Annotated in this window: 22 protein-coding genes; 7 read left to right on the forward strand and 15 right to left on the reverse strand. The window is 60.3% G+C overall.

The genetic code is table 11. The features are described from left to right. The first annotated feature begins 39 nt into the window (after positions 1-39). Positions 40-918 carry an alpha/beta fold hydrolase gene (locus AC0ZWN_RS11430; RefSeq protein WP_476335085.1) on the forward strand — a complete coding sequence of 293 codons (879 nt, stop codon included), beginning with the start codon at positions 40-42 and terminating at the stop codon, positions 916-918. A gap of 95 nt (positions 919-1,013) precedes the next feature. Here the strand turns inward: AC0ZWN_RS11430 and AC0ZWN_RS11435 are convergent, their stop codons facing one another. After that, complete coding sequence (locus AC0ZWN_RS11435; RefSeq protein ID WP_093430210.1) at positions 1,014-1,901, reverse strand: DMT family transporter; 888 nt, start codon at positions 1,899-1,901, stop codon at positions 1,014-1,016. 96 nt (positions 1,902-1,997) lie between these two features. Here AC0ZWN_RS11435 and AC0ZWN_RS11440 point away from each other — a divergent pair, with 96 nt between their 5' ends. The 3 genes from AC0ZWN_RS11440 to AC0ZWN_RS11450 all read left to right on the forward strand — a co-directional run bounded on the left by AC0ZWN_RS11440 (position 1,998) and on the right by AC0ZWN_RS11450 (position 4,876). After that, positions 1,998-2,792 (forward strand): AraC family transcriptional regulator, encoded by a 795-nt coding sequence (locus tag AC0ZWN_RS11440; RefSeq protein ID WP_093430359.1) that lies wholly within the window; start codon positions 1,998-2,000, stop codon positions 2,790-2,792. Positions 2,793-2,855: 63 nt separating this feature from the next. Next, complete coding sequence (locus AC0ZWN_RS11445; protein ID WP_007950613.1) at positions 2,856-3,161, forward strand: PsiF family protein; 306 nt, start codon at positions 2,856-2,858, stop codon at positions 3,159-3,161. Between the two features lie 701 nt (positions 3,162-3,862). Next, complete coding sequence (locus tag AC0ZWN_RS11450) at positions 3,863-4,876, forward strand: AI-2E family transporter (protein WP_093430211.1); 1,014 nt, start codon at positions 3,863-3,865, stop codon at positions 4,874-4,876. Positions 4,877-4,999: 123 nt separating this feature from the next. Here the strand turns inward: AC0ZWN_RS11450 and AC0ZWN_RS11455 are convergent, their stop codons facing one another. After that, complete coding sequence (locus AC0ZWN_RS11455) at positions 5,000-6,274, reverse strand: Hsp70 family protein (RefSeq protein ID WP_476335088.1); 1,275 nt, start codon at positions 6,272-6,274, stop codon at positions 5,000-5,002. Positions 6,275-6,566: 292 nt separating this feature from the next. Here AC0ZWN_RS11455 and AC0ZWN_RS11460 point away from each other — a divergent pair, with 292 nt between their 5' ends. Both AC0ZWN_RS11460 and AC0ZWN_RS11465 read left to right on the forward strand, forming a co-directional pair. Next, a complete protein-coding gene (locus tag AC0ZWN_RS11460; protein ID WP_186620996.1) occupies positions 6,567-7,517 on the forward strand; it encodes a DnaJ C-terminal domain-containing protein in 951 nt (316 codons plus the stop codon). Between the two features lie 20 nt (positions 7,518-7,537). Then, the gene (locus AC0ZWN_RS11465; protein ID WP_320335897.1) at positions 7,538-7,843 is read left to right on the forward strand and encodes a chaperone modulator CbpM; all 306 of its coding nucleotides are present in this window, start codon (positions 7,538-7,540) and stop codon (positions 7,841-7,843) included. Between the two features lie 123 nt (positions 7,844-7,966). Here the strand turns inward: AC0ZWN_RS11465 and AC0ZWN_RS11470 are convergent, their stop codons facing one another. From AC0ZWN_RS11470 to urtA, 12 genes are all read right to left on the reverse strand, one after another. Next, the gene (locus tag AC0ZWN_RS11470; protein WP_476335091.1) at positions 7,967-9,094 is read right to left on the reverse strand and encodes a sensor histidine kinase; all 1,128 of its coding nucleotides are present in this window, start codon (positions 9,092-9,094) and stop codon (positions 7,967-7,969) included. 157 nt (positions 9,095-9,251) lie between these two features. After that, on the reverse strand, positions 9,252-10,952 hold the full coding sequence (ureC, locus tag AC0ZWN_RS11475; RefSeq protein ID WP_093430216.1) for an urease subunit alpha: 1,701 nt from the start codon (positions 10,950-10,952) through the stop codon (positions 9,252-9,254). Between the two features lie 202 nt (positions 10,953-11,154). Continuing rightward, positions 11,155-11,460, reverse strand: a complete 306-nt coding sequence (locus AC0ZWN_RS11480) for an urease subunit beta (protein WP_093430217.1) — start codon at positions 11,458-11,460, stop codon at positions 11,155-11,157. Then, positions 11,460-11,993, reverse strand: a complete 534-nt coding sequence (locus tag AC0ZWN_RS11485) for an N-acetyltransferase family protein (RefSeq protein ID WP_476335093.1) — start codon at positions 11,991-11,993, stop codon at positions 11,460-11,462. The genes AC0ZWN_RS11480 and AC0ZWN_RS11485 overlap by 1 nt, the downstream gene beginning before the upstream one ends. Before the next feature lie 5 nt (positions 11,994-11,998). Further along, positions 11,999-12,532: an N-acetyltransferase family protein gene (locus AC0ZWN_RS11490; protein ID WP_476335094.1), complete on the reverse strand. Its 534-nt coding sequence runs from the start codon at positions 12,530-12,532 to the stop codon at positions 11,999-12,001. Positions 12,533-12,541: 9 nt separating this feature from the next. Further along, positions 12,542-12,844, reverse strand: coding sequence for an urease subunit gamma (gene ureA / locus AC0ZWN_RS11495; protein ID WP_007915951.1), 303 nt, complete (start codon positions 12,842-12,844; stop codon positions 12,542-12,544). Between the two features lie 438 nt (positions 12,845-13,282). Next, positions 13,283-14,122 carry an urease accessory protein UreD gene (locus AC0ZWN_RS11500; RefSeq protein WP_116255811.1) on the reverse strand — a complete coding sequence of 280 codons (840 nt, stop codon included), beginning with the start codon at positions 14,120-14,122 and terminating at the stop codon, positions 13,283-13,285. Positions 14,123-14,165: 43 nt separating this feature from the next. Further along, a complete protein-coding gene (gene urtE / locus AC0ZWN_RS11505; protein ID WP_095047335.1) occupies positions 14,166-14,864 on the reverse strand; it encodes an urea ABC transporter ATP-binding subunit UrtE in 699 nt (232 codons plus the stop codon). A 139-nt stretch (positions 14,865-15,003) separates the two neighbouring features. Then, complete coding sequence (gene urtD, locus AC0ZWN_RS11510; protein WP_093430222.1) at positions 15,004-15,873, reverse strand: urea ABC transporter ATP-binding protein UrtD; 870 nt, start codon at positions 15,871-15,873, stop codon at positions 15,004-15,006. Next, the gene (gene urtC, locus AC0ZWN_RS11515; protein WP_476335096.1) at positions 15,870-16,949 is read right to left on the reverse strand and encodes an urea ABC transporter permease subunit UrtC; all 1,080 of its coding nucleotides are present in this window, start codon (positions 16,947-16,949) and stop codon (positions 15,870-15,872) included. Before urtC ends, urtD begins: the two co-directional genes overlap by 4 nt. Continuing rightward, positions 16,949-18,451: an urea ABC transporter permease subunit UrtB gene (urtB, locus tag AC0ZWN_RS11520; RefSeq protein WP_476335097.1), complete on the reverse strand. Its 1,503-nt coding sequence runs from the start codon at positions 18,449-18,451 to the stop codon at positions 16,949-16,951. The genes urtC and urtB overlap by 1 nt, the downstream gene beginning before the upstream one ends. Before the next feature lie 143 nt (positions 18,452-18,594). Continuing rightward, positions 18,595-19,860, reverse strand: coding sequence for an urea ABC transporter substrate-binding protein (gene urtA / locus AC0ZWN_RS11525; RefSeq protein WP_095047339.1), 1,266 nt, complete (start codon positions 19,858-19,860; stop codon positions 18,595-18,597). 447 nt (positions 19,861-20,307) lie between these two features. On the opposite strand from urtA, the gene AC0ZWN_RS11530 reads away from it, so the two are divergent. Beyond that, on the forward strand, positions 20,308-24,981 hold the full coding sequence (locus AC0ZWN_RS11530; protein WP_476335098.1) for a DUF4329 domain-containing protein: 4,674 nt from the start codon (positions 20,308-20,310) through the stop codon (positions 24,979-24,981). A 67-nt stretch (positions 24,982-25,048) separates the two neighbouring features. Here AC0ZWN_RS11530 and AC0ZWN_RS11535 read toward each other — a convergent pair whose 3' ends face one another. Then, on the reverse strand, positions 25,049-26,422 hold the full coding sequence (locus AC0ZWN_RS11535; RefSeq protein ID WP_476335099.1) for a PepSY-associated TM helix domain-containing protein: 1,374 nt from the start codon (positions 26,420-26,422) through the stop codon (positions 25,049-25,051). Between the last annotated feature and the right edge of the window lie 5 nt (positions 26,423-26,427).

Genomic DNA, 26,427 nt, shown 5'->3' on the forward strand with positions numbered 1-26,427 from the left:
CGCCTGGCATCCACTCACCGACCACAAGGATGTTTGCCCATGTCAACGCGTTATCCACTGGTGCTGGTGCCCGGCATGCTCGGGTTTATCCGGCTGGTTCTCTATCCGTACTGGTACGGCATCATCAAGGCGCTGCGCCGTGGTGGGGCGACGGTGATTGCTGTACAGGTATCGCCGCTGCATTCGACGGAGGTGCGCGGCGAGCAGTTGCTGGCGCGGATTGATGAGATTTTGCGCGAGACCGGGGCGCACAAGGTCAACCTGTTCGGCCACAGTCAGGGTTCGCTGACGGCGCGCTATGCGGCGGCGAAACGGCCGGATCTGGTGGCCTCGGTGACGTCGGTCGCCGGACCGAATCATGGCTCGGAACTGGCCGACTATCTGCAAAAACACTACCCGGCGGACAGCGCCAAGGGCCGTCTGCTTGAAGCATTGCTGCGTTTTGTCGGCTGGCTGATGGCACTGCTGGAGACCGGTTACCACGGGCCGAAACTGCCGGTGGATATTCACGCCTCGCACCAATCGCTGACGACTGAGGGTGTGGCGCTGTTCAATCAGCGTTATCCACAGGGGTTGCCTGAAATCTGGGGTGGGCACGGGCCGGAGGAGGTTAACGGCGTGCGTTATTACTCATGGTCAGGGACGTTGCAGCCGGGCAAGACTGATCGTGGCGGTAATCTGTTCGACGGCACCAATCGTAGCTGTCGCTTGTTTGCGAAAACCTTCGTGCGTGAGCCGGGGCAGTGCGACGGCATGGTCGGGCGGTACAGCTCGCATCTGGGCACGGTGATTGGCGATGACTATCCGCTGGATCACTTCGACATCGTCAATCAGTCGCTGGGGCTGGTCGGCAAAGGTGCGGATCCGGTGCGATTGTTTGTCGAGCATGCGGCGCGGCTTGAGGCTGCCGGGGTATAACCGTCAGACCGCGTTATCGTTCTTCGCGAGCAAGCTCGCTCCCACATTCGAATGCATTTCCCTGTGGGAGCGAGCTTGCTCGCGAAGAGGTCGGGTCAGGCAACGCTGATCCGGCGGCCCAACACGGTTGTCCAGCGCTCAGACAAAATCACCCCACCCAAGGTCAGCAACCCACCGACCAGGTGATACATCGCCAACTGCTCCTTCAACACCACTGCTGCAATCAGCGCGGTAATCAACGGCAGCAAGTTAAAGAACAACGTCGTGCGACTCGGCCCCAACCGCTGCACAGCTTGCATCCACGCCAGTGGCGCAAGCATCGACGCCAGCAGGCATGCATACAACACCAGCGGAATGTTCTGCAGGGTCAAACCGGTTTTTGGCGAGGCGGCATACAAAGGAAACAACACGACAATCGCCACCAGCACCTGCAAATACAGCAACACCAGCGGCGGCAGGCGCAGCTGCCATTTTTTCAGCAACGTGCTGTAGATCGCATAGGCCAGGGTGGCGATCAACATCATCGCATCGCCCATGTTCACGCCGTGCTGCAGCAACGCGCCGAGGCTGCCGGACGAGACCACGACCAATACGCCGGCAAACGACAGAACCGCACCGACCAGCGCACCGGCGGTCAGGCGTTGGCCGAGACTGATGATCGCCATGGCCAGCGACATCAACGGCATCAGCGAGAGGATGATGCCCATGTTGGTCGCCGTGGTCAGGGTTGCGGCGAAGTAGGCGAGGCTCTGATAGACCGCCATGCCGAGTACGCCGAGGATGAAAATCCTGCCCAGGTTTGGACGGATCTGCGGCCAGTGCGCGATGACGGCTTTGAGCATGAACGGGGTGAACAGCAAACCGGCGAGCAGCCAGCGGTAGAAACCGATCTCGGCGGGGAAAATCGCCCCGACCGCCAGTTTGTTGATCACGGTATTGCCGGCCCAGATAAAAATCGCCAGCAGCGGAAACGCGTATTGCATGAGTCGAAACCAGTACGTTGATGAAGGGCGATTATCCCTTGTCTGGATGCAGGCCTATACTGCGAACCAGACAACCTGCCTCTGAAACCGGACAGCATGAACAGCAAACACATCGATCTGCTGGATTTCAGCGAACTGCCGTCAGCGGTGTACTTCCGCTACGCCGACTTCAATGCCCACGAATTCGCCGCGCCGCATCGGCATCCGTGGGGCACGCTGGAGTACGCCGCTCATGGCGTGCTGCACATGGACGTCGACGGCAGCCGTTTCATGTCGCCGCCGCAGTATGCGGTGTGGGTGCCGCCGCAGGTCGAGCACAGCTTCTACAGCCATCAACCGGTCAACTATCGCGCGGTGTGCCTTGACCCCAAGGTCTGCGCCGAACTGCCCAAGCGCGCCTGTACCCTGGCGATCAGCGACATCCTCAAGGCGATTCTCAAAGACTTCGCCGCCCGCGACGTGAAGATTCCTGAACTCGATGCCGATCAGCGTCTGGCTCAGGTTCTCGTCGATCAACTGCAACAGGCGCCAGTGCACGAATGCTATCTGCCGTACGCGAGCAGTCCGGGGTTGCTGGCGATTCTCGAAACCTTGCAGGCCGAGCCGGGCAACAATCAGCCGCTGGCGCATTGGGCGCTGCAGGTGCATGTCAGCGAACGCACGCTGGCCCGGCAATTCGTTCGGGAGCTGGGGATGAGTTTCGGCGAGTGGCGCCAGCGTCTGCGCTATCTCGCGGCAATCGAGGCGCTGGAAACTTCGCGCAGCGTGCAGGAAATCGCCTTCGATCTCGGCTACAGCAGTGGCTCGGCGTTTATCGCCATGTTCGCGCGGCAGGCCGGGTGTACGCCAGAGCAGTATCGCCGTAGCCATCTGGAAGGCAGGAAGGTGTAACAAGATTTGGCTACACTCCAGCAGAGGCCGTTCCCATCGGTGCGGCGACAAGGAGAAAACTCCATGAAGATGTTGCGTGTCCCTTTGTTGATGATTGGTTTGCTCCTGTGTTCCCAAGGTTTTGCCGCCACGGCGCAACAGAACAAGATGACCACCTGCAATGCCGATGCGACCGCCAAGAGTCTGAAAGGCGATGAGCGCAAAACCTTCATGAGCACCTGCCTTAAGGCAGCGCCAGCGGCCAACGATGCCAAGGCCCTGACCCCGCAGCAGGAGAAAATGAAAACCTGTAACGCCGACGCGAAAACCAAAGCCCTGACCGGCGATGCGCGCAAGACGTTCATGAGTGATTGCCTGAAGAAAAAATAATCCGGTTCTGTGGAGTGTCAGGGTCGACGCGTCCGCTTGAGATTTGCCCTCACCCTAACCCTCTCCCGGAGGGAGAGGGGACTGACCGCGGTGTCTCAAGACATTCGTCGACCTGAAAAAAACCGGGCGATTATGGATTCCATGGCGCTGTTTCAGGTCACTGGATATCCAGTGCATCCCCCAATCGGTGCCCTCTTCCGGAGGGAAAGGGGACTGACCGCGGTGTCTCAAGACATTCGTCGACCTGAAAAAAACCGGTCGATTATGGATTCCATGTCGCTGTTTCAGGTCACTGGATATCCAGTGCATCCCCCAATCGGTGCCCTCTTCCGGAGGGCGAGGGGACTGACCGCGGTGTTTCAAGACATTCGTCGACCTGAAAAACCGGGCGATTATGGATTCCATGTCGCTGTTTCAGGTCACTGGATATCCAGTGCATCCCCCAATCGGTGCCCTCTTCCGGAGGGAAAGGGGACTGACTGCGGTGTCTCAAGACATTCGTCGACCTGAAAAAACCGGGCGATTATGGATTCCATGGCGCTGTCTCAGGTCACTGGATATCCAGAGCATCCCCCAATCGGTTCCCTCTCCCCCTGGGAGAGGGCTAGGGTGAGGGGACCTGAAGCACCGCATATTTCTAGTGCTCACCCCGGAACGCTGGCAGACTGCCAATCCTTTTACGCCGTTCGTTTTGAGGCTGTATGCCAACGTTTTCTGAGCGTCATGTAGTGTTCTGGGTCAGTTGCATCATCATTTTCGGCGGTTTGCTGCTGGTGCTGCCGCTGCGCTTGTTGCCGAGCCTGCTGGCCGGGCTGCTGGTATTTGAACTGGTCAACATGCTCACCCCGCAACTGCAACGGCTGATCGAAGGTCGCCGCGCGCGTTGGCTGGCGGTGGCGTTGCTGGGCACGTTAGTGGTGAGTGTGCTGGCGTTGATCTTCGCCGGCGCCATCAGCTTCTTATTGCATGAAGCGGAAAATCCCGGCGCCTCACTGGACAAGTTCATGGGCGTGGTCGACCGCGCGCGGGGGCAATTGCCGCCGTTCATCGACGCCTATCTGCCGGCCAGTGCTGCGGAATTTCGCGTAGCGATTGGCGAGTGGATGGGCAAGCACCTGTCCGACCTGCAACTGGTCGGCAAAGACGCGGCACATATGTTCGTTACGCTGCTGATCGGCATGGTGCTCGGTGCGATCATCGCCTTGCAGCGCATCCCCGACGTCACCAAGCGCAAACCGCTGGCGGCGGCCCTGTTTGATCGCTTGCACTTGCTGGTGCAGGCCTTCCGCAACATCGTCTTCGCGCAAATCAAGATTTCCCTGCTCAACACTTTCTTCACCGGGATCTTCCTCGCGGTGATCCTGCCGATGTTCGGCATCAAATTGCCGCTGACCAAAACCCTGATCGTGCTGACCTTCCTGCTCGGCCTGCTGCCGGTGATCGGCAACCTGATGTCGAACACGCTGATCACCATCGTCGGCCTGTCGCTATCGATCTGGGTGGCGATTGCCGCGCTGGGCTATCTGATTTTTATCCACAAGCTCGAGTACTTCCTCAACGCGCGGATTGTCGGCGGGCAGATCAGTGCCAAGTCGTGGGAGTTGCTGCTGGCGATGCTGGTGTTCGAGGCCGCGTTCGGCCTGCCGGGGGTGGTGGCGGGGCCGATTTATTATGCGTACCTGAAGAGTGAGTTGAAGCTGGGCGGGATGGTGTAACCACCCCGTGATCGTTCCCACGCTCTGCGTGGGAAAGCATCCCGTGACGCTCCGCGTCACAGCCTCAACAGCGGACGCAGAGCGTCCATGGCGGCATTCCCACGCGGAGCGTGGGAACGATCATCAGGTCATCGAACCATAGCGTTTCATCGCGTCAATCGCCAAACCGCTACCAATGCTGCCAAAAATATTCCCTTCGACATGCCGCGCATTCGGCAACATCGCCGAGACGCTGTTGCGCAGCGCCGGAATGCCGCTCGAACCGCCGGTGAAGAACACCGTGTCGACCTGTTCCACCGCCACACCGGCATCGTTCAACAACTGCGTAACACTGCCGCGTACCCGCTCCAGCAGCGCATCGATCGCCGATTCAAACAGCGCTCGGGTCAGCTCGACACTCAAACCGGCTTCGATCCGGTCCAGCGGCACATGGCGGCTGTCGCTGTGGGTCAGCTGGATCTTGGTTTCTTCGACTTCCATCGCCAGCCAGTGCCCGGCGCGCTGTTCGATCAGCTTGAACAAGCGATCGATGCCGCCAGTGTCTTCGATGTCGTAACGCATGCTGCCCAGCGCCAGGCTGGATTTTTGCGAGTACACCGAGTTGATGGTGTGCCAGGTCGCCAGGTTCATGTGGTGGCTGGTCGGCATGTAGGCGCCGCTCTTCATGCGGCTGCCGTAGCCGAACAACGGCATCAGGCCTTGCAGGCTCAACTGTTTGTCGAAGTCGGTCCCGCCGATGTGCACACCGCCGGTGGCGAGGATGTCATCGTGACGGTTATCGAGGCCACGACGCTCGGGCGACAGGCGCACCAGCGAGAAGTCAGAGGTACCACCGCCGATGTCGACAATCAGCACCAGCTCTTCTTTCTCGATGGTCGACTCGTAGTCGAAGGCCGCCGCAATCGGTTCGTACTGGAACGAGACCTCTTTGAAGCCGATCTTGCGCGCCACTTCGACCAGGGTGTCTTCGGCTTCCTGGTCAGCCAGTGGATCGTCATCGACGAAGAACACCGGACGGCCGAGCACCACCTGCTCGAATTCCCGACCGGCGGCGGTTTCGGCGCGATTCTTCAACTGGCCGATGAACAGGCCGAGCAAGTCCTTGAACGGCATCGCCGTGCCGAGCACGCTGGTGTCGTGCTTGATCAGCTTGGAACCGAGCAGGCTTTTCAGCGAGCGCATCAGCCGGCCTTCGTAGCCTTCCAGGTACTCGTGCAGCGCCAGACGACCGTACACCGGGCGGCGTTCCTCGATGTTGAAGAAGACCACCGACGGCAGGGTGATCTTGTCGTCTTCCAGCGCGATCATCGTTTCCATGCCGGGGCGCAGCCAGCCGACGGTGGAGTTGGACGTGCCGAAGTCGATACCGCAGGCACGGGCTGGAGAGGCGTCTTTCATGTCTTTCGGTTCCGGTCAAAAAAACGGCCGCGCAGTGTATGTCAGTGCGCGCCAGATTCGAAGGCCGGTCATCTGCTATTTCACGACTAAACTGCCTTGAAACCTCAAGCTTTGCCCCAAACTTGCTGGCATGGGCCGGCAGAACCACCGGCGGTCGCAAGAACCGCCGTCCACTGCCGATAAACTTCTGCTGCGCCACCCGGTCACAACTTTGAGATCGGTCAACCTGGCACGCGCGAATCGGCGCATGCTGGCATCGGCGCGAAATCGATAACGGACGGTGACTCCTTCGATGGACTTCAAAGACTATTACAAGATACTCGGCGTGGAGCCGACAGCAGACGACAAGGCAATCAAGGCTGCCTATCGCAAGCTGGCGCGCAAATACCACCCCGATGTCAGCAAGGAAAAAGACGCCGAGGCCAAGTTCAAAGACGCCTCGGAAGCCTACGAAGCGCTGAAAAGCGCCGACAAGCGCGCTGAATACGACGAGCTGCGCCGTTATGGTCAGCACGGTCAGCCGTTCCAGGGACCACCGGGCTGGCAGAGCCGTGGCGGCTTTGGCGGCGGCGGTGGCGACACCGGTGACTTCTCGGACTTCTTCAGTTCGATCTTCGGCAATCGCGGCCCCGGTTTCGGTGGCGGCGAAGGTCGACAACAACGCAGTACCGGGCGCCGAGGGCAAGACGTGGAAATGGAACTGCCGATCTTCCTCGAGGAGACGCTGTCGAACGAGTCGAAGAAAGTCACCTTCCAGGTGCCGCAGTACAACGCCAACGGCCAGCACGTCAGTAACACCAGCAAGAGCCTGAACGTGAAGATCCCGGCGGGCGTGACCGACGGCGAGCGCATCCGCCTCAAGGGCCAGGGCGCACCGGGCGTTGGTGGCGGGGCGAATGGCGATCTGTACCTGACCATTCGTTTTGCGCCACACCCGAAATTCGATGTTGAAGGCGAAAACCTCATCATCACCTTGCCGCTGGCCCCGTGGGAGCTGGCGTTGGGCACCGAAGTGGCCGTGCCGACCCTGACCGGCAAGATCAACCTCAAGGTCCCGGCCGGCAGCCAGAACGGCCAACGCATGCGCGCCAAGGGTCATGGTCTGAAAAACAAGGCCGGCGAGCGCGGTTACCTGTTCGTCCAGCTCAAAGCCGTGATGCCGAAAGCTGCTGACGACGAGGTCAAGGCACTGTGGCAGGAACTGGCGAAGAAAGCCGCCTTCAACCCGCGCGAGAACTTCTGAACCCGACGACGGAGTAGCCCATGAGCAGCCCCCTGATCGTTCAACTGGACCTGGCAGAATTCTGTGAGGCGGCCGATCTGTCGGACGTCTACGTGATCGAAATCGTCGAACACGGCATCCTCGAACCTCAGGGTGCGCAGCCCCGGGAGTGGCGTTTCACCGACTACGAGCTGAGTCTGGCCAAACGCGCCGCGAAGTTGCGGCGTGATCTGGAGCTTGAGTGGGAGGGCGTCGCGCTGGCACTCGATCTGCTTGAAGAAGTGCAGGAGCTGCGGGCCGAGAACCGCATGTTGCGCCAGCGTTTGGCGCGGCTGGTGGTCGAGTAGTCTGCCTGATGTTTATCAGTTGCTTGATCGCGCCTCTTCGCGAGCAAGCCCGCTCCCACATGTGAGCACGGTCTCCTGTGGGAGCGAGCTTGCTCGCGAAGAACGATAACGCGGTGATCCTGCTTAAACCGTTCTGGGCAACACCACGTTGAACCGCGTCCCGTCAGTCTCGTTCGAGCTGACTTCGATGGTGCCGCCATGGGCACTCACCACTTCCTTGACGATAAACAGGCCCAACCCGAGGCTGGTTGACGGCTGTCCGAGTTCTTCGTCGGCGCTGCGCACCAGCGGATCGAAAATCGTGCCGAGCGCCTCTTCGGGAATCGGTGTGCCGTAGTTGTGCACCGACAGGCAGACGTTTTCGCCCGCGCCATCGATATCGAGAGTGACATCGCGCTTTTTGGCTCCGTGCTGCAAGGCATTGCCAATCAGGTTCTGCAGTAACTGGTCGATTCGGCCGGCATCCCAGGTACCGCGCGGGTCGCCGTTAACATTGAGCTTCGGATCGCACTCCGGATTGCCGGCGCACGCCTCGGCAATCGCCGCCCGTGCGGCATCGGCCAGATCCATTGGCGTCGGTTCGATCGGCAGGCTTCTGCCCAGTCGACTGCGCACCAGTTCCAGCAAGTCGCTGACCATCGCCGCCATGTGCCGCGCGCCACGCTTGATGTGCAGGGCGCAGGCCAGCGCATCGCCCTCGAGGCTGGATTTGCGCAGCAGCAACTCGATGGACATGCTCACCGCTTGCAGCGGCGCACGCAGGTCATGGCCGAGAATGGCGAGGAAGATGTCCCGCGAGCGATTGACCTGCTCGGCATAGGCCGCAGTCGATTCGGCCAGTGCTTCGTCGATGGCTTCGTTGAAGCGGATCATGTCCTGAAAACAGGCCATGTCCGGGGCTTTGAGGCTGTCGACCCACAGGCGGATCACGCAAGCGCGCAGATGACGGAACTCTGAGGTCATCTGCACCAGGTCAAAACCCACGGTGTGGCGCAACTCGCCATGACTGGCGCCGGCCTCGTCCAGACTCGGGGTCTTTTCCGGGCCTTCGCCCTTGGCTTTGGCGGCCTGTTCGGCAGGGCTCTGCGGCTTGCTCATGTCGCGGGCCGCGGCCCGTAGAATGGCGCTGGCGTGATCGCGCAGAGCCGTGGAATCCAGGTAGTCGGCGGCTGGCGTGATCGTTGCGGCGAACTGTTCCCACTCATCGACTATAGGCTCGATATTCGCCAGGATGAACTCGGATAGACGCATGGGCAGTTCCTGAAAAGAGGTGGAGCGAATCGAATAGTAGTTCCTTTGGCGAGAATTACACGACTGTTTGCGTGGTGGTTTCATACCGGCACGAAAAAGGCCCCGAGACTGTGCGCAAGGCGCGGTCCCGAGGCCTTTCTACAGCGTGGCGGCTGCGTCAGAACAGGAAATACCGCTGGGCCATCGGCAGCGTTTCTGCCGGCTCACACCACAGCAGAACGCCATCCGCCTTGACCTGATAGGTTTGCGGATCGACATCGATATTCGGCAGATAGTCGTTGTGGATCAGGTCGGTTTTCTGCACATCACGGCAGCCTTTGACCACGCCGATTTTCTTCTTCAAACCCAATGTTTCAGGCAGCCCGGCTTCCTGCGCCGCCTGACTGATAAAGGTCAGGCTGGTGGCATGCAGCGAGCCGCCGTAGCTGGCGAACATCGGGCGGTAGTGCACCGGTTGCGGCGTCGGGATCGAGGCGTTGGCATCGCCCATCAGGCTCGCGGCAATCGCACCGCCCTTGAGGATCAACGTCGGTTTCACGCCGAAGAATGCCGGACGCCACAGCACCAGATCGGCCCACTTGCCGACTTCGATCGAGCCGACTTCATGGCTGATGCCATGGGTGATCGCCGGGTTGATCGTGTACTTGGCGATGTAGCGCTTGGCGCGGAAGTTGTCGTTGCCTGCGCCGTCCTGCGGCAGCGGGCCACGCTGCTTTTTCATCTTGTCGGCGGTCTGCCAGGTGCGCGTGATGACTTCGCCGACACGGCCCATGGCCTGGCTGTCGGAGCTGATCATCGAGAACGCGCCGAGGTCGTGAAGGATGTCTTCGGCGGCAATCGTTTCGCGGCGGATCCGGCTTTCGGCGAAGGCGACGTCTTCGGCAATGCTCGGGTCGAGATGGTGGCAGACCATCAGCATGTCGAGATGTTCGTCGATGGTGTTGCGGGTGAACGGCCGGGTCGGGTTGGTCGAGCTCGGCAGCACGTTAGGGAAGCCGCAAGCCTTGATGATGTCCGGTGCGTGACCGCCACCGGCACCTTCGGTGTGATAGGTGTGAATGGTGCGGCCCTTGAACGCGCCGAGGGTGGTTTCGACGAAACCGGATTCGTTGAGGGTGTCGGTGTGGATCGCCACCTGCACGTCGAACTGATCGGCGACGCTCAGGCAGTTATCGATGCTCGCCGGCGTGGTGCCCCAGTCTTCGTGCAGCTTGAGGCCGATGGCGCCGGCCTTGACCTGCTCGATCAGCGGCTCCGGCAGGCTGGCGTTGCCTTTGCCGGTGAGGCCGATGTTCATCGGGAACGCGTCAGCGGCCTGAAGCATGCGCGCCAAGTGCCACGGGCCGGAGGTGCAAGTGGTGGCGTTGGTGCCAGTGGCTGGGCCGGTGCCGCCGCCGATCATGGTGGTGACGCCACTCATCAGCGCTTCTTCGATCTGCTGCGGGCAGATGAAATGGATGTGTGTGTCGATGCCACCCGCGGTGAGGATCATGCCTTCGCCGGCGATTACTTCGGTGCCGGCGCCAATGGCGATGGTCACGTTGGGCTGCACGTCGGGGTTGCCGGCCTTGCCGATCGCGGCGATGCGCCCGTCCTTGAGGCCGACGTCGGCTTTGACGATGCCCCAGTGGTCGATGATCAGCGCGTTGGTGATCAGCGTGTCGACCACTTCGGCAGCCAGCAACTGGCTTTGGCCCTGGCCGTCGCGGATGACTTTGCCGCCACCGAATTTCACTTCTTCGCCGTAGGTGGTGAAGTCTTGTTCGACTTCGATCCACAGCTCGGTGTCGGCCAGGCGCACCTTGTCGCCGACGGTGGGGCCGAACATGTCGGCGTAGGCTTGACGGGAAATTTTCATGCAGCGTCCTTCAGGAAAATAGTGGTGAGCCATCGACCCTCACCCTAGCCCTCTCCCAGAGGGAGAGGGGACTGTACGCGGTGGGCCGGCTATCGGAGATCGGCGCCGCAGAGGGGACTGGTCGCGGTGGGGCGGTTATCGGTGATCGGCTCCCTCTCCCTCGGGAGAGGGCTGGGGTGAGGGGCAGCGGTGCACGCAGATGTCAGAGGTCACCCATTATTCGTCCGGCAAACCCGAACACCCGCCGATGCCCGGCGTAATCCACCAACTCAACCTCGCGGCTCTGCCCCGGTTCAAAGCGCACGGCGGTGCCCGCCGGAATGTTCAGGCGCATGCCACGGCTGGCGGCGCGATCGAAGGTCAGCGCGTCGTTGGTTTCAAAAAAGTGATAGTGCGAGCCGACCTGAATTGGCCGGTCGCCGCTGTTGGCGACTTTCAGGCTGATAGTGCGGCGGCCGACGTTGAGTTCGATGTCGCCGGGCTGGATCTGGTACTCGCCAGGAATCATCACTGGGCTCCTTGCAGAATCTTGTAATAGAGGGCGGTCGGCCGATAGGTGCCGTGCGGATCGCAGGCGTAATCAGGGATTTCGCCTGCGCGGCTGTAGCCCAACGCCTTGTAGAAATCTTCGGCGGGCGAGCCGGCCTCGGTGTCGAGGTAAAGCATGCCGCGCTTGTGTTTCGGCGCTTCGAGTTCCAGCGCACTCATCAGTTGCTGGCCGAGGCCGCGACGTCGTGCGTGTTCGCGCACCAGCAGTTTCTGCACCTCGGCACGATTGACGCCGTTGGCCTTCTGGCACAGGCCCAGTTGCACACTGGCCAGTACCTGCTCGTCCTTGACCACCACCCAGAGCAGCACGCTGCCCTTGTTGACGTTGTCCTGCACCTCATCGAAATACGCGCGCGCCTGCGCCGCATCAAGGTCGGCCATGAAGCCGACGCTGGCGCCGTAACCCACGGCATCGAGCAGCAGATCAATCAGGCCCTGACGGTAATGCGCAAAACTTTCAGCATTGACGCGGCGCAGTTGGGCGGCGTTCATCGGTGTCACTCCTTGTTGGCGTCAGGCGGCTCCGCGCCAGGGTTGAGGGTCAGTTGCATGAAGGTCAGGTCGAGCCAATGGCCGAATTTGGTGCCGACTTGCGGCATCTGCCCGGTAATGTTGAAACCGGCGCGCTCATGCAGACGAATCGAGGCAGCGTTGCCGCTTTCTATGGCGGCGACCATCACGTGTTTGCCGCAGGTTCTGGCGCGCTCGATCAGCGCTGCCATCAATTGCGGGCCGAGGCCATTGCCACGCTGGTCGCTGCGCACATAAACCGAGTGCTCGACGGTGTGGCGAAAGCCGTCGAACGGTCGCCAGTCACCGAAGGAAGCGTAGCCGAGCACGCTGTTGTCGCCGTCGACGATCAGCAGAATCGGATAAGCCTGGGCCTGACGCGCGCTGAACCACGCCTGGCGGTTGCCGAGATCGACGGCTTGTTCATTCCAGATCGCCGTGGTGTTGAGCACGGCGTCGTTGTAGATGTCACGGATCGCCGGCAGGTCGGCGTGCAGCGCATCGCGAATGGTGTAAGTCATGGCGCGGCCTCAGACGATCGGCTGGTGGACGGTGACCAGTTTGGTGCCGTCGGGAAACGTCGCTTCAACCTGGATCTCCGGGATCATTTCCGGGATGCCTTCCATCACTTGTTCGCGGCTGAGCAGGGTGGTGCCGAAGTGCATCAGCTCGGCCACGGTCTGGCCGTCACGCGCGCCTTCGAGCAGCGCGGCGGAGATGTAGGCCATGGCTTCCGGGTAATTGAGTTTCACGCCGCGGGCCAGACGCCGCTCGGCGACGAGGCCGGCGGTGAAGATCAGCAGCTTGTCTTTTTCGCGTGGAGTCAGGTCCATTGTGGGGTTCCATCAGGGCAGATTTGTGAGGTTCTTGCGGGCGCGGGGTGCCCGTTGGAGCAACCCCTCACCCTAGCCCTCTCCCGAGGGAGAGGGGACTGATCTCGGTTGTTTTCAATGACCGGTTCAGTCAGCAGTATTCGTTCAGGCAGTTAAATTCATTTCAAACGACTCGGTCAGGCTCTCTCCTTCGAGGGAGAGGGGACTGATCTCGGTTGTTTTCAGTGGCCGGTTCAGTCAGCAGTATTCGTTCAGGCAGTTAAATTCATTTCAAACGACTCGGTCAGGCTCCCTCCTTCGAGGGAGAGGGGACTGATCTCGGTTGTTTTCAGTGGCCGGTTCAGTCAGCAGTATTCGTTCAGGCAGTTACATTCATTTCAAACGACTCGGTCAGGCTCCCTCTCCCTCCGGGAGAGGGCGGGGGGTGAGGGTCGCTTTTCAGGTGCTCCATATTCTGGGGGATACCGCGTCGCGACCCAGCAGGGCGGGTCTGAGCAAACGCCATAAATCGATGAGCCAGGCGCGGGCGAGCAGCGCCTCACTGGCCAGGCAACGAGCCACCAACAGCCCCGGCAGTTGGGTCAAATCCCCACGCACTTCGTGGCCCAGCGAGCGGCAGCGCTCCAGCAACTCAGCATCAATCTCACCAGTGACCAACAACGTCGCAAACACCGGATGACCATCCAGCCCGATCGGCGAATCAAGCAAACCGTCGTCACCGACAATGCGCTGGCGTTCATGCCAGAGCAATCGGCCATCGCGGCGAATATCCAGATGCGCCTGAAAATGCCCACGGTCAAAACGCTCGCCACTGGCCGGGCGACCCAACGCCACCACGTCCCAATAAAACAGCCGCGCATCGCCTTCAAGATCAATCGAAGTACTCAGCTCAGCCTGCGCGGCGCTGTAGACGATGGTCTCCTGCGGCAGCCATTCCAGCGTCGCCCCGGCCGCCACTTTCAAGTCGAGCTTTTGATACGCCGGCCCACCCGCGCGATACCACTTGGCCGCGCCGGGGCTGGTGATCTGCGCCCAGGCGTGTTGTTCGACGCGCGCGCTGATATCGAGGCGATCACCGCCGGCAATCCCGCCTGGCGGGTGGACGATGATGTGCTGGCAGACCTCGGGGCCTTCGGCGTACAGGTGTTTTTGCACCCGCAGCGGGCCGAGGTGCCGGCGCATGACCGGACGCGTGCAGTCACCGAAACGGGCGTAAGCGAGTTCCAGCTCGGCGTGCCAGCTCGGGGTAAACAGGGCAGGTGAAACAGTCGAATTCATGGTTTGTAATTATCGTTAGGAAGCTACAGATTAGTTCGTTGTACTAGATCGTTACCAGCCCGCGTACACCTTCGGCCTCCATATTTTCACCGCGACCCTGCTGCACGATCTCGCCCCGGGACATCACCAGGTACTGATCGGCCAGTTCTGCGGCGAAATCGTAGAACTGCTCCACCAGCAAAATCGCCATGTCACCGCGCGCCGCAAGTTTCTTGATGACCGCGCCGATCTCTTTGATCACCGAGGGTTGAATGCCTTCGGTGGGTTCGTCGAGGATGAGTAAACGTGGGCGGCTGGCCAATGCTCGTCCGATCGCCAACTGCTGTTGCTGACCGCCAGAGAGGTCACCGCCGCGACGCTGCTTCATTTGTAGCAGCACCGGGAACAATTCGTAGATGAAACCTGGGACTTCTTTGGCTTCACTGCCGGGAAACCGCGACAACCCCATCAACAGGTTTTCTTCCACGGTCAGGCGTCCGAAGATTTCCCGGCCTTGCGGCACATAAGCGATGCCGGCGTGGACACGCTGGTGCGGCTTGAACGCGGTGATCGGTTTGCCTTCCCAGTTCACCGCACCTTCCTTGGCCGGCAGCAAGCCCATCAGGCATTTGAGCAGGGTGGTCTTGCCCACGCCGTTACGGCCAAGCAGGCAGGTGACTTCACCGACTTTCACGTCGAACGATAGACCGCGCAGGATGTGGCTACCGCCGTAATACTGGTGCAGCTTGTCGACTTGCAGCATTTCCAAATCTCCCCCGGTGATCGTTCCCACGCTCTGCGTGGGAATGCATCCCGTGACGCTCCGCGTCACATAACGGCGGACGCAGAGCGTCCATGGCGGCATTCCCACGCAGAGCGTGGGAACGATCTATTCGCAAACCTTAGCGGCCGAGATAAACCTCGATCACGCGCTCGTTTTCCTGCACTTGCTCAAGCGAGCCTTCCGCCAAAACGCTGCCCTGATGCAACACGGTGACGTGATCGGCAATCGAGCCGACAAAGCCCATGTCATGTTCCACCACCATCAGCGAATGCTTGCCCGCCAGTGACTTGAACAGTTCAGCGGTGAACTCGGTTTCCGCATCGGTCATCCCCGCCACCGGCTCATCGAGCAGGAGCAATTGCGGGTCCTGCATCAGCAACATGCCGATCTCGAGAAACTGCTTCTGACCATGAGAGAGCAACCCGGCCGGGCGATTGACCGAGGTGGTCAGGCGAATCGTCTCCAGCACTTCGCTGATCCGGTCCTTCTGCTCGCCACTGAGGCGCGCACGCAGACTGGCCCACACCGACTTGTCGGTCTTCTGCGCTAGTTCCAGGTTTTCAAATACGCTCAGCGCCTCGAAAACGGTCGGCTTCTGGAACTTGCGGCCGATGCCGGCCTGAGCGATTTGCACTTCGCTCATCTGCGTCAGGTCGAGGGTTTCACCGAACCAGGCCTTGCCGTGACTGGGGCGAGTCTTGCCGGTGATCACGTCCATCAGCGTGGTCTTGCCCGCGCCGTTGGGGCCGATGATGCAGCGCAACTCACCGACGCCGATGTACAGATTCAGATTGTTCAGTGCGCGAAAGCCATCGAAGCTGACGCTGATGTCTTCCAGGGTCAGGATCGTGCCGTGACGGGTATCCAGACCCGGGCCGACGCGCTGGCCGAGGCCGATCGAGTCGCGACTGGTGCCCTCGTCCTTGTTCGGTTCGACGGGAAAAAAGGCCGGTTCCAACATGAATTCAGCGCTCGCCGTGACTCTCATTGTTCACCTCGTTTCTTCAGCAGACCGATCACGCCTTTGGGCAAGTACAGCGTCACGACGATGAACAACGCGCCGAGGAAGAACAGCCAGTATTCCGGGAACGCTACGGTGAACCAGCTCTTCATGCCGTTGACCACACCGGCGCCGAGCAGCGGGCCGATCAGCGTGCCGCGACCCCCGAGAGCGACCCACACGGCCGCTTCGATGGAGTTGGTCGGCGACATTTCGCTCGGGTTGATGATGCCCACTTGCGGCACATACAACGCACCGGCCAGGCCACACAACACCGCACTCAACACCCACACGAAGAGCTTGAAACCGCGCGGATCGTAGCCGCAGAACATCAAGCGGTTTTCCGCATCGCGCAATGCGGTCAGCACCCGGCCGAACTTGCTCTGCGCCAAGCGCCAGCCGATGAACAGGCTCGCCACCAGCAGCAACACCGTGGTCAGAAACAGCACCGCGCGGGTGCCCGGTTCGGTGATGCCGAAACCGAGAATCGTGCGGAAATTGGTGAAGCCGTTGTTGCCGCCAAACCCGGTCTCGTTGCGGAAAAACAGGAGCATGCCGGCGAAGGTCAGGGCCTGGGTCATGATCGAGAAGTACACGCCTTTGATCCGCGAGCGAAAGGCGAAGAAACCGAACACCAGCGCCAGCAATCCCGGCGCCAGCACCACCAGACACATCGCCCAGAGGAAGCTGCTCGTGCCGGTCCAGTACCACGGCAGTTCGCTCCACGACAGGAAGGTCATGAACGCCGGCAGACCATCACCGGCGGCCTGACGCATCAGGTACATGCCCATCGCATAACCGCCGAGGGCGAAGAACAGACCGTGACCCAGTGACAGCAACCCGGCGTAACCCCAAACCAGATCCAGCGCTAACGCGACGATGGCGTAGCAGAGGATTTTGCCGACCAGCGTCAGCGTGTAGGCCGAGACCGACAGAGCATTTTCCGCCGGCAACAACGACAGCAGCGGCAAGGCAATCAGCAGCGCGAGGATCACCGCGCCGACCGCGAGGGTGACTTTTGGGCCGGCCTTTTGTGTGGCCGTGACTAACAGAGGCTGGTTCATCAGTCGATCACCCGTCCTTTCAGTGCGAAGAGGCCTTGCGGACGTTTCTGGATAAACAGAATGATCAGCGCGAGGATCAGGATCTTGCCGAGCACCGCACCGATCTGCGGTTCGAGAATCTTGTTGGCGATACCGAGGCCGAAGGCCGCCAGCACGCTACCGGCCAACTGGCCGACGCCGCCGAGCACCACCACCAGGAACGAGTCGATGATGTAGCTCTGGCCGAGATCCGGGCCGACGTTGCCGATCTGGCTCAGCGCCACGCCGCCGAGACCGGCGATGCCTGAACCGAGGCCAAAGGCGAGCATGTCCACGCGCCCGGTCGGCACGCCGCAGCAGGCGGCCATGTTGCGGTTCTGGGTGACGGCGCGGACGTTGAGACCGAGGCGGGTTTTGTTCAGCAGCAGCCACGTCAGCACGACGACGAACAGTGCGAAGGCGATGATGAAGATGCGGTTGTACGGCAGCACCAGATTCGGCAGCACTTGAATGCCACCGGACAGCCACGCCGGGTTGGCGACTTCAACGTTCTGCGCGCCGAACAACAAACGCACAAGCTGAATCAGCATCAGGCTGATGCCCCAGGTGGCGAGCAGGGTTTCCAGTGGCCGGCCGTAGAGGTGGCGAATTACCGTGCGCTCCAGGGCCATGCCGATTGCCGCCGTGACAAAAAACGCCACCGGCAGGGCGATCAGCGGGTAGAACTCGATGGCCTGCGGTGCGTAGCGCTGGAACATCAACTGCACCACGTACGTCGAGTAGGCGCCGAGCATCAGCATTTCGCCGTGGGCCATGTTGATCACGCCGAGCAGGCCGAACGTGATCGCCAGACCGAGCGCGGCCAACAGCAGGATCGAGCCGAGCGACATGCCGCTGAAGGCCTGGCCGAGGATCTCGCCGATCAGCAGTTTGCGTTTGACTTGCGCGAGGCTGGTTTCCGCGGCGGTGCGCACGCCGGCATCGCTTTCGACGCCGGGTTCGAGCAAACCTTCAAGGCGTGTTCGCGCCAGTGGGTCGCCGGTTTCGCCGAGCAGGCGTACGGCGGCGAGGCGCACCGCCGGGTCGCTATCGACCAGTTGCAGATTGGCCAGCGCCAGGCTCAGAGCGGCATGGACGCTTTCGTCTTTTTCGCCAGCGAGTTGCTGGTCGAGGAATTTCAGCTGCGCGGGTTTCGCGCTTTTCTGCAATTGCTGCGCGGCAGTCAGACGGATTTTGGCGTCGGCGGCGAGCAACTGGTGGCTGGCCATGGCGGTGTCGATCAGACCTCGCAGGCGATTGTTCAGGCGCAGAGTTTTGGGTTGGCCGTCGATGGTCAACTCGCCTTGTTGCAGGGCGTTGATCAGTTCTATACGCGCCGGATCGGGCTGCGCGGCCCAGGTTTCCAAAAGTTTGGCTTGTTGCACGGGATTGGCCGCGACGAAGTCTTCGGCATCGCCGGCATGGGCCACCATCGGCAGCAATAGTGCGATGGCTAGAAGCAAGCGGTAGAGGGCAGTGCGCATATGCGTGGCCTTGCGTAGTGATCGTTCCCACGCTCCGCGTGGGAATGCAGCCCGGGACGCTCCGCGTCCCCAAAGCGGACGCAGAGCGTCCGTTGAGGCATTCCCACGCAGAGCGTGGGAACGATCAGGTTGAGCGGGATAACTCAGTTGCTCTTCACCGCATAATCCGGCTTCTTGTCGTTGCCCTGAATGAACGGGCTCCACGGTTGTGCGCGGATCGGCCCTTCGGTCTGCCACACGACGTTGAACTGACCGTCGCTCTGGATCTCGCCGATCATCACCGGCTTGTGCAGGTGGTGGTTGGTCTTGTCCATGGTCAGCGTGTAACCCGACGGCGCGGCAAAGGTCTGGCCGGCGAGGGCTTCGCGGACTTTGTCGACGTCAGTGGATTTGGCTTTCTCGACCGCCTGCGCCCACATGTGGATACCGACGTAAGTGGCTTCCATCGGGTCGTTGGTCACGGCTTTGTCGGCACCCGGCAGGTTGTGTTTCTTCGCGTAAGCCTTCCAGTCATCGACGAACTTCTTGTTCACCGGATTCTCCACGGACTCGAAGTAGTTCCAGGCCGCGAGGTTGCCCACCAGTGGTTTGGTATCGATGCCGCGCAGTTCTTCTTCACCGACCGAGAACGCTACCACCGGCACGTCGGTGGCTTTCAGACCCTGGTTGGCCAGCTCTTTATAGAACGGCACGTTGGAGTCGCCGTTGACCGTCGAGATGACCGCAGTCTTGCCACCGGCGGAGAATTTTTTGATGTTGGCGACGATGGTTTGATAGTCGCTGTGACCGAACGGCGTGTAGACCTCTTCGATGTCCTTGTCGGCCACGCCTTTGGAGTGCAGGAACGAACGCAGGATCTTGTTGGTGGTGCGCGGGTAGACATAGTCGGTGCCGAGCAGGAAGTAGCGCTTGGCGCTGCCGCCTTCTTCACTCATCAGATATTCAACCGCCGGGATCGCTTGCTGGTTCGGCGCAGCGCCGGTGTAGAAGACGTTCGGTGACATTTCTTCGCCTTCGTATTGCACCGGGTAGAACAGCAGACCATTGAGCTCTTCGAACACCGGCAACACCGATTTACGCGACACCGAAGTCCAGCAGCCGAACACCACGGCGACCTTGTCCTGGGTCAGCAACTGTCGGCCCTTTTCGGCGAACAGCGGCCAGTTGGATGCAGGGTCAACCACCACTGGCTCAAGCATCTTGCCGTTCACACCGCCCTTGGCGTTGATTTCGTCGATGGTCATCAGCGCCATGTCTTTGAGCGACGTTTCGGAGATCGCCATGGTGCCGGACAACGAATGCAGAATCCCGACCTTGATGGTCTCGGCAGCCTGGACAGTCCAGGTCATGCCCATCGCGGCAATGGATGCCGTGAGTGTGAAAGCCTTGATCAAACTGCGACGCTTCATTGTGCGATCTCCATGAACATTTAATTTTTCTGGTTGGCAGATGCGGACGACTGAAGGTGTGTTTTGCAAGGGCTGTGCCCGGTCGGGATCGGGTAGGAAAATGTCGTGTTAGAGCGGTTGTAAGGTGGGGGCGCGCACCAGTAGAGGACATCTGACGGGCGCTGGTGCGTCCGGGCGCGCCAGATTGGGGCGCACTACTGAGCGGGAAGATGAAGATACATAAACGATAAACATGTACCTCGGCTCACGGCGCGTGCAGCAACACACTCATTTGATCGTTATCCCGATTGTTCTTCGCAGGTTTCTATCATGAGTAATAGTTCAGTCCGATCCAGACGTGCCGCAACCGAGTCCCGAAAATCCAGGCTACCTCCCCTGAGTCCGCCGTTTCTGTCAGAGGAGGATGCTGCGTATTGGGTTCATACGCGCATACCGCCCAAGCCGGAAATGGAATATGGCAGCGTGATTTTGCTGCGGCCGGATGGGAAATTCGTGGCCACTTCACCGATACCCGGAGAGGCCACCACCTTTGATTTGAGCACCATCATCGACTTTGATGCGCTGGGAGAGCTGGAGCCGCCCAAGGGGTATCGGTTTGCTGCAAACATTCACAGCCATGCCGCTCTTCACGATGTAGTAGGTGAGGCCTATCCAGAACTGGATGAAATGAACCTGCGACTCTTCATCAACTTCTTCTCCAGTAGCGATTTCATGGGGGATGTGGATGGGCGCGCCTATTTTCGTGGTTCATACCTCTCCGGCCCCGATGGAACATTGCTCAAGTATTCGCCCAGTGGTTCGAAAGCGGAACTCGATTACTACCGTTGGCACGAGGCAGGTGCACGACCAGGGCGTGAGCCTTGGACTCGTGACGTGATGAGCATCATCAATAAGCTTGCATCTGTCGGTGAACTGAAAGTCCTCGTTTCAAGTGCAGACTGGGGGCATTCGGTGGGTGTCGTACCGCCGGACTGGCAACCAGGCCAGGGTTTTTCAACGGGCAGGGTGACCGAATTACCTTTGATGACCCGCATTTGCTCCACTGTCGAGCGGGCGGTACTCGCTGCACTGAAATCAAGAGGTGCACAGGACTCGGGGTTACTGCTGAAGAAGACTGCTGGCAATGAGTATGTCGCGACCCATGCACGCCCGTTCGGGCTCGCGTCATGGGATCCAGCGAAGAACTTTGCGGCGGGTGATGACGGTCAATTACGGTTGCCTGAAGGCTATAGGCTGGAAGGTTTTTACTACGCCTCCCGTCCTGACCCTTCGCGGCTCACTCCTGCTCAGCCGTGGCTCTACGAGAATTTCTTCACGCCACAGGACATTGCTCTGGCCATTTCGTGTCACAAGAGGAGTCAGCAATTGGCTGTGGCCGGTCGACCTTTGTCGCTGTACATGCAGGCCAGCGATGCGTCCATGTTGAAGTACAGCTTCAGCGGCAGCGAGATAGAAGCGGCACTGAGCGTCGAGCATTCCGACGGGTCGATCACCGACGCCGGGGTGCAATCCAGGTTGCTGACTGGAGCATTGTCGCCACGGGAATTTGTCTCGATGCTGATACTGGCGGGCCGGCTTGAGGTGTTGCGGGGCAGCGCGCTCTGGGCACGTTTGGGGAGGGTGGGCCTGGAATGGATACCCTTCGCGAACTTCCCTTGGCCGCCCTTGAGTCAGGCGTTTTTATCCGCCGATGACGCCGTTCGGTATGCCCACGAACAAGTCGGCATTCGCCGTGACCGCCAGTACGCAGGCTATGTATTTCAGCGCAGCGACACACGCTTTGTGGTCACCGAGCCGTTGGAAGGGGATATCGATGTGCTGGACCAGGGGCGACTTTATCCTCGGGATAATCGAGGGCGTCCGGTTTTCCCTGACGACCACGTGGTGCATGCCCGATATGTCTCCCACGTCGCGCTCACGCAGCTTGAGCCGGTCAATATCAGTTCCCGGCAGTGGACGCTCCAGGAGGCGTTACTAAGCCTGCAAATGTTGAGTGTAGAAGAGGTCCGGCAGGTATTGCTCGATAACACCGTTCTGTATTGCTCTGCTGCCATGAACAGTCTGGTCAGGTTTGCACCTTACGCAACCCCGGCTTCGAAGGATCTGGCGCGACGCCTGGGAACACGCGTGCATCCCGGTCCATTGGCTCTAGGTCTGGACAAGGGCAGCAAGCGACCGCAAGACTTCATCAGGGAGCAGGCCGCCGCCGGCTGGCTGTTCAACCTGACGGACAACGAGTTGTGGGGCCATCGCGGCCAAATATTACCGGGCTGGAGCATGTCAGAATCCGCCGGGTCAACCTCCGCAGAACCGACGTCACCCATACCTGCACTCCCTACGCCGTCCCTGCCTCAGCCGTCGCTGCCCCCGTATCCTTCGTCGTCTTCGCCCCGGCCATCTTCTCCTCGGCCTTTGCCATGGAAGCGGCCTGAGTTCGTCATGTACGGTCCTGTCTGTTCTTCGGCGGACGATGCGGCACAGTATCTGTTTGCTGGCGACAGGCGTTTGCACGATGAGAACCGTGCCTGGTTCGGATTCATCCTCAAGCACAAGGATCGGGAGGAATACATCTGCACGGAACTGTTTCCAGTCAGCGGTCAAGACAGCAATCTTTTTCGGCAGGCGTTGGTGTTCGCCTCTCGACGGTCGGCGCCGTGGCATCAATACCCGGAAGGCTTCGACATGTATGGGAGCTTTTATGCGCATCAGAAAGTAGAAGCATCTTCGAGCAGCCCTGAAGACTGGCTGGCGCAGTATTTTGTTTCGCCAGACATCCTGACAACAGCCATGTACTACGGTCGCCGTCGGCCTGTAATCGCTTCAAGCCCCGCCGCGTTTTATCTTGCCACTCGGGACGGTGCTCTGCTCAAGTATGCGAGGAGTCAGGCAAGCAAGTTGTTCCATGACGACACGTCTCAGACAACACTCGACTCGATCAAGCGAGGGCTCGCGTCCGGCGAGTGGCTGCCGACGGATTTCGTCCATACGGTCGCTGAAAGCGGCGAACTCTCGGTGTTGCGAACAAGCGCGTGCTGGGATCGGTCAGGAATGGTCAGGCCAACGTGGCAGCCCTACGCGAATCTGCAGCGGCGCTGGCTCGGCCCGGTTTTTCAGAGTGCTGACGATGCCGCAGCGTTTGCCAGATCGAGCTTGCCGCTGGTCACGGACAAACCTTTTGGCGGCGTCATTCTGAAACGCCCCGACGGCCTTTACGTAGCCTCTGCGCCCATCAAGGTGTCGCGGGAGGATTTCGACATCACCGAGATTTTTCCGGATGAAAGCAATGGCGCCGGGGTATTTCCTGCTGGCTGCAGTATCACGGCGCGTTATCGATCCAGAGTGGCCAGGGAGCTGTCGGTCATTTTTTCTCGTATTGAGAAGCAGATCTATCTGAACATGCTGTCCGTCGACACCGTGTACTCATCCTTCAAGCGGCTACCAAGAGTGGCATGGGATGAATACCTGTTCGGCCCCGACGGTTCGTTGATCCGCTATCAGCCAGGAATATGGGATCGTCTGCGCGCAGATCTCTTGGCAGCTCTGACGGATTACAAAACGCTTCCTGCGTCCCTTGATGGCGATGCGATAAAACAGAACATACGTAGCGCCAAGCTGAAACCGAGTGAATGGGTCGACGCCTTGGCAAAGGCCGGTTACTTGCAAATTGTCATCGGCAGTGAAATCTGGGGTTTGCCCCGCCAGATCAGTCGCTGGGTTCCTTTCTTTGCTGATCTGCAGCCTCTAATGGATTACACCAGAGCCGCGAGCGCACCACTTTGCAGCCCAGTGTTCGTTCAAGCAGATGCTGTTGCCCGGTATGTTCATGAAGCCTCGGTGAGCAGGGACACCCAGACGTTCGGATTCATACTGCGCTCTCGGGATGGCTTGTTCCTCGCCAGCCTGCCCGTTGATGTGCAACGCTCTGGCCTGGCTGTGGATCGAGTATTCGAACAGGCAAGACTGCCTTCAGGGTTTGAACAGGATTCGATTTATCTGCGCGCAGCGCTGCCTCCGCTCGGCGCACGGCTTGACGATATGCGAAATGTCTTTGTACTTCCCAACGATGTTCAGCAAGCCTGCCGACAGGCCAGTACGCCGCGGGGGTACAGACCGATCTATATCTCCTGTGCCGATGACGCGTTGTTGAAGCTGCAATTGCATGCGTTTGAACCCGGCGTGTTCTACGACGCTTTCGGGCAGGTTGAGTTGCGCCCCAATGCGTTTGTATCGCGTGAACAGGCAGCGATCGATGAACGTGACATTGCCAGTGGCCGATTCAGATTTACAGACTACGTGCACCGGATGGCCAAGGCCGGCCGGCTCGACGTGATTGAAACCAGCGACTACTGGTCGCGGCAGGGTCAAGTGGATGAGCATTGGCAACCGCGTATGGCCGATACTTCCAACGAGCAGCGATGGCGAGATAACCCGGTGCCGGCGCTGGGACCGATTTTTCATCACCCTGACGATGCCGCCCGCTATGCGCAACAACGCACGGACGATTCCGGTCACAGTGAAACCGGCTACGAAGGCGCGATCCTGGCGCGGTCGGCCAGCAGTCGATTTGTCCCGCTCGAGCCAATAGTCTGGTCTGCCCATGCCGAGGACCCTGTCCTGCGGATATTTCGCTCGTCGAGTGATCCGACGATCAGTTGGCGCAATCCGGCGGCGCGTTACCCCAATGGCTACACACTCGTGGCCAGCCACCAGTTCCATCTGTCGGGCAATACCACGCTCGCACCGGACACTGATGATGTCAGAGCAAATTTCGCTTCGCCTGCGCGGGTGCATGCGCACACGCATGAACTGAAGAACCAGGGTTTCGACATTCAGGATTATTACTACTCAACGCCGAACCACGTGTTGATCAGGTACACACCCGTTTACTCGCAGGCCGAGAGGGATTTGCTGCTGGCCCGGCCTGTGGATTTCGAAGCGGGGCGCTGGGTCAGCCGGCTGAGTCCGGGGGAGTTTGTTTCACAACTCATGGAACTGGGTGAATTCAGGGTGCTGCTCGCCGGGCATTACTGGCGTCAGACCGGACGAATGGGCGCCGGCTGGAGAGTGCGTCGCCAGCAGCCTGTAACGGAGGGTGGTGCGCGAGCCAGGGACGAGTTGTAACGCTCGATCCAGCGGCTACACGGCAGGAGTGTGCCGCCGTCGGCGGCCACTCCACATTGAGTCGGATTTACGTCGAGGCAGACTCAGGTTGCCGGTCAATGCGCGATAGCAGCAATCGATCCAGCAACCAGACGACCACCAGCGAAGCCCCCACCAACGGGAACACCACCGCCAGCGCCAACATGATTACCACGCCGGTTTTCCATTTCGGCAAGTCATGACGCAGCGGCGGTACGCCGAATTTGCCCTGTGGCCGACGCTTCCACCAGATCACCACACCGCTGACGGCACTGAGCAGAATCATCAGGCAGATCAGCAGCACGACGATCTGGTTGAAGGTGCCGAACATCTTGCCCTCGTGGAGCATCACGCCGATTTCCGTGGCCCGCGCCACCGTGCCGTAGTGTTCGAAACGCACATCGGCGAGGACCTTGCCGGTGTACTGATCGACATGCAGGGTCGCATCGTTGCGCGGGTCATCGGCGAACACAGCGATGGTGAACACACCGGTGGCGGTGGTCGGCAGGGTGATGCTGTAGCCCGGCTCGACCTTGCGTTGGGTAGCAATGTTTTGCACGTCTTGCAGGCGGATGGCGGGTGCTGCGGGGCCGGCGTTGCTGGCGCCGTGGTTCATGTGTTCGGCGTGGTCGCCGGACATTGGCATCGGCGTGTTTTCCATCGCCCATGGCACGGTCTGGCGGGTGGCGCTGTTAAGGCTGCGCGCCTCGACATCGGAGGTCGGCACGTTGTCCCACATCGCCGCTGGAAAGACGTTCCACACCTGGGCGTATTGCTTGCCCCAGAAACCGGTCCAGGTCATGCCACTGAGCAACATCACCAGCAACAGTGTTGCACCCCAGAACCCGGTGACCGCGTGTAGATCACGCCACAATACGCGGCCGCGACTGTTCAGCCGTGGCCACAAAATCCCCGCGGCCTGACCGCGTGGCCACCACAGGAAAAGTCCCGACACCACTAGCACCACGCCCCAGCCGGCGGCCATTTCGATGAGGCGGTCACCGACGGTGCCGATCATCAACTCACCGTGGATGGCGCGGGCGATGGCTTGCAGATTCTGCTTGGCATCCTGCTCGCCAAGGATGTCACCGTGGTATGGATCGACGAATACGTTGAGTTCGTGGCCGGCGTTCTTCACCACAAACTGTGCGCTGCGCTCGGCGTTGACCGGTGGCAGGTATTGGGTGACCTGGCCTTGTGGATAAGCGCTTTTCACCCGCTGCAGCAGGTCATCGGCCGGGACAGTGTGATGGCCGGCGGGGACATTGAGCAGGCTGCTGTACATCAGCGAATCGAGCTGCGGTTTGAACAGATAAATGATGCCGGTCAGGGCCAGCATCACCATGAACGGGGCGACGAAGAGACCGGCGTAAAAATGCCAACGCCAGGCCAGGTTGTAGAAATTCGGTTTGGGCTGTTTCATCACGT

The sequence above is a fragment of the Pseudomonas sp. 3B-A001-10F genome (assembly GCF_056313565.1).

What these genes read in the sequence shown, in the direction of transcription:
- AC0ZWN_RS11535 (WP_476335099.1), bottom strand. Translation starts at nt 26,422, where the DNA reads ATGAAACAGCCCAAACCGAATTTCTACAACCTGGCCTGGCGTTGGCAT.
- urtC (WP_476335096.1), bottom strand. Translation starts at nt 16,949, where the DNA reads ATGAACCAGCCTCTGTTAGTCACGGCCACACAAAAGGCCGGCCCAAAA.
- AC0ZWN_RS11530 (WP_476335098.1), top strand. Translation starts at nt 20,308, where the DNA reads ATGGAATATGGCAGCGTGATTTTGCTGCGGCCGGATGGGAAATTCGTG.
- AC0ZWN_RS11480 (WP_093430217.1), bottom strand. Translation starts at nt 11,460, where the DNA reads ATGATTCCTGGCGAGTACCAGATCCAGCCCGGCGACATCGAACTCAAC.
- AC0ZWN_RS11470 (WP_476335091.1), bottom strand. Translation starts at nt 9,094, where the DNA reads ATGCGTCTATCCGAGTTCATCCTGGCGAATATCGAGCCTATAGTCGAT.
- urtE (WP_095047335.1), bottom strand. Translation starts at nt 14,864, where the DNA reads ATGCTGCAAGTCGACAAGCTGCACCAGTATTACGGCGGTAGCCACATC.
- AC0ZWN_RS11440 (WP_093430359.1), top strand. Translation starts at nt 1,998, where the DNA reads ATGAACAGCAAACACATCGATCTGCTGGATTTCAGCGAACTGCCGTCA.
- AC0ZWN_RS11430 (WP_476335085.1), top strand. Translation starts at nt 40, where the DNA reads ATGTCAACGCGTTATCCACTGGTGCTGGTGCCCGGCATGCTCGGGTTT.
- ureA (WP_007915951.1), bottom strand. Translation starts at nt 12,844, where the DNA reads ATGGACCTGACTCCACGCGAAAAAGACAAGCTGCTGATCTTCACCGCC.
- urtB (WP_476335097.1), bottom strand. Translation starts at nt 18,451, where the DNA reads ATGCGCACTGCCCTCTACCGCTTGCTTCTAGCCATCGCACTATTGCTG.
- AC0ZWN_RS11445 (WP_007950613.1), top strand. Translation starts at nt 2,856, where the DNA reads ATGAAGATGTTGCGTGTCCCTTTGTTGATGATTGGTTTGCTCCTGTGT.
- AC0ZWN_RS11435 (WP_093430210.1), bottom strand. Translation starts at nt 1,901, where the DNA reads ATGCAATACGCGTTTCCGCTGCTGGCGATTTTTATCTGGGCCGGCAAT.
- AC0ZWN_RS11455 (WP_476335088.1), bottom strand. Translation starts at nt 6,274, where the DNA reads ATGAAAGACGCCTCTCCAGCCCGTGCCTGCGGTATCGACTTCGGCACG.
- AC0ZWN_RS11450 (WP_093430211.1), top strand. Translation starts at nt 3,863, where the DNA reads ATGCCAACGTTTTCTGAGCGTCATGTAGTGTTCTGGGTCAGTTGCATC.
- urtD (WP_093430222.1), bottom strand. Translation starts at nt 15,873, where the DNA reads ATGAGAGTCACGGCGAGCGCTGAATTCATGTTGGAACCGGCCTTTTTT.
- urtA (WP_095047339.1), bottom strand. Translation starts at nt 19,860, where the DNA reads ATGAAGCGTCGCAGTTTGATCAAGGCTTTCACACTCACGGCATCCATT.
- AC0ZWN_RS11500 (WP_116255811.1), bottom strand. Translation starts at nt 14,122, where the DNA reads ATGAATTCGACTGTTTCACCTGCCCTGTTTACCCCGAGCTGGCACGCC.
- AC0ZWN_RS11465 (WP_320335897.1), top strand. Translation starts at nt 7,538, where the DNA reads ATGAGCAGCCCCCTGATCGTTCAACTGGACCTGGCAGAATTCTGTGAG.
- AC0ZWN_RS11460 (WP_186620996.1), top strand. Translation starts at nt 6,567, where the DNA reads ATGGACTTCAAAGACTATTACAAGATACTCGGCGTGGAGCCGACAGCA.
- AC0ZWN_RS11485 (WP_476335093.1), bottom strand. Translation starts at nt 11,993, where the DNA reads ATGAACGCCGCCCAACTGCGCCGCGTCAATGCTGAAAGTTTTGCGCAT.
- ureC (WP_093430216.1), bottom strand. Translation starts at nt 10,952, where the DNA reads ATGAAAATTTCCCGTCAAGCCTACGCCGACATGTTCGGCCCCACCGTC.
- AC0ZWN_RS11490 (WP_476335094.1), bottom strand. Translation starts at nt 12,532, where the DNA reads ATGACTTACACCATTCGCGATGCGCTGCACGCCGACCTGCCGGCGATC.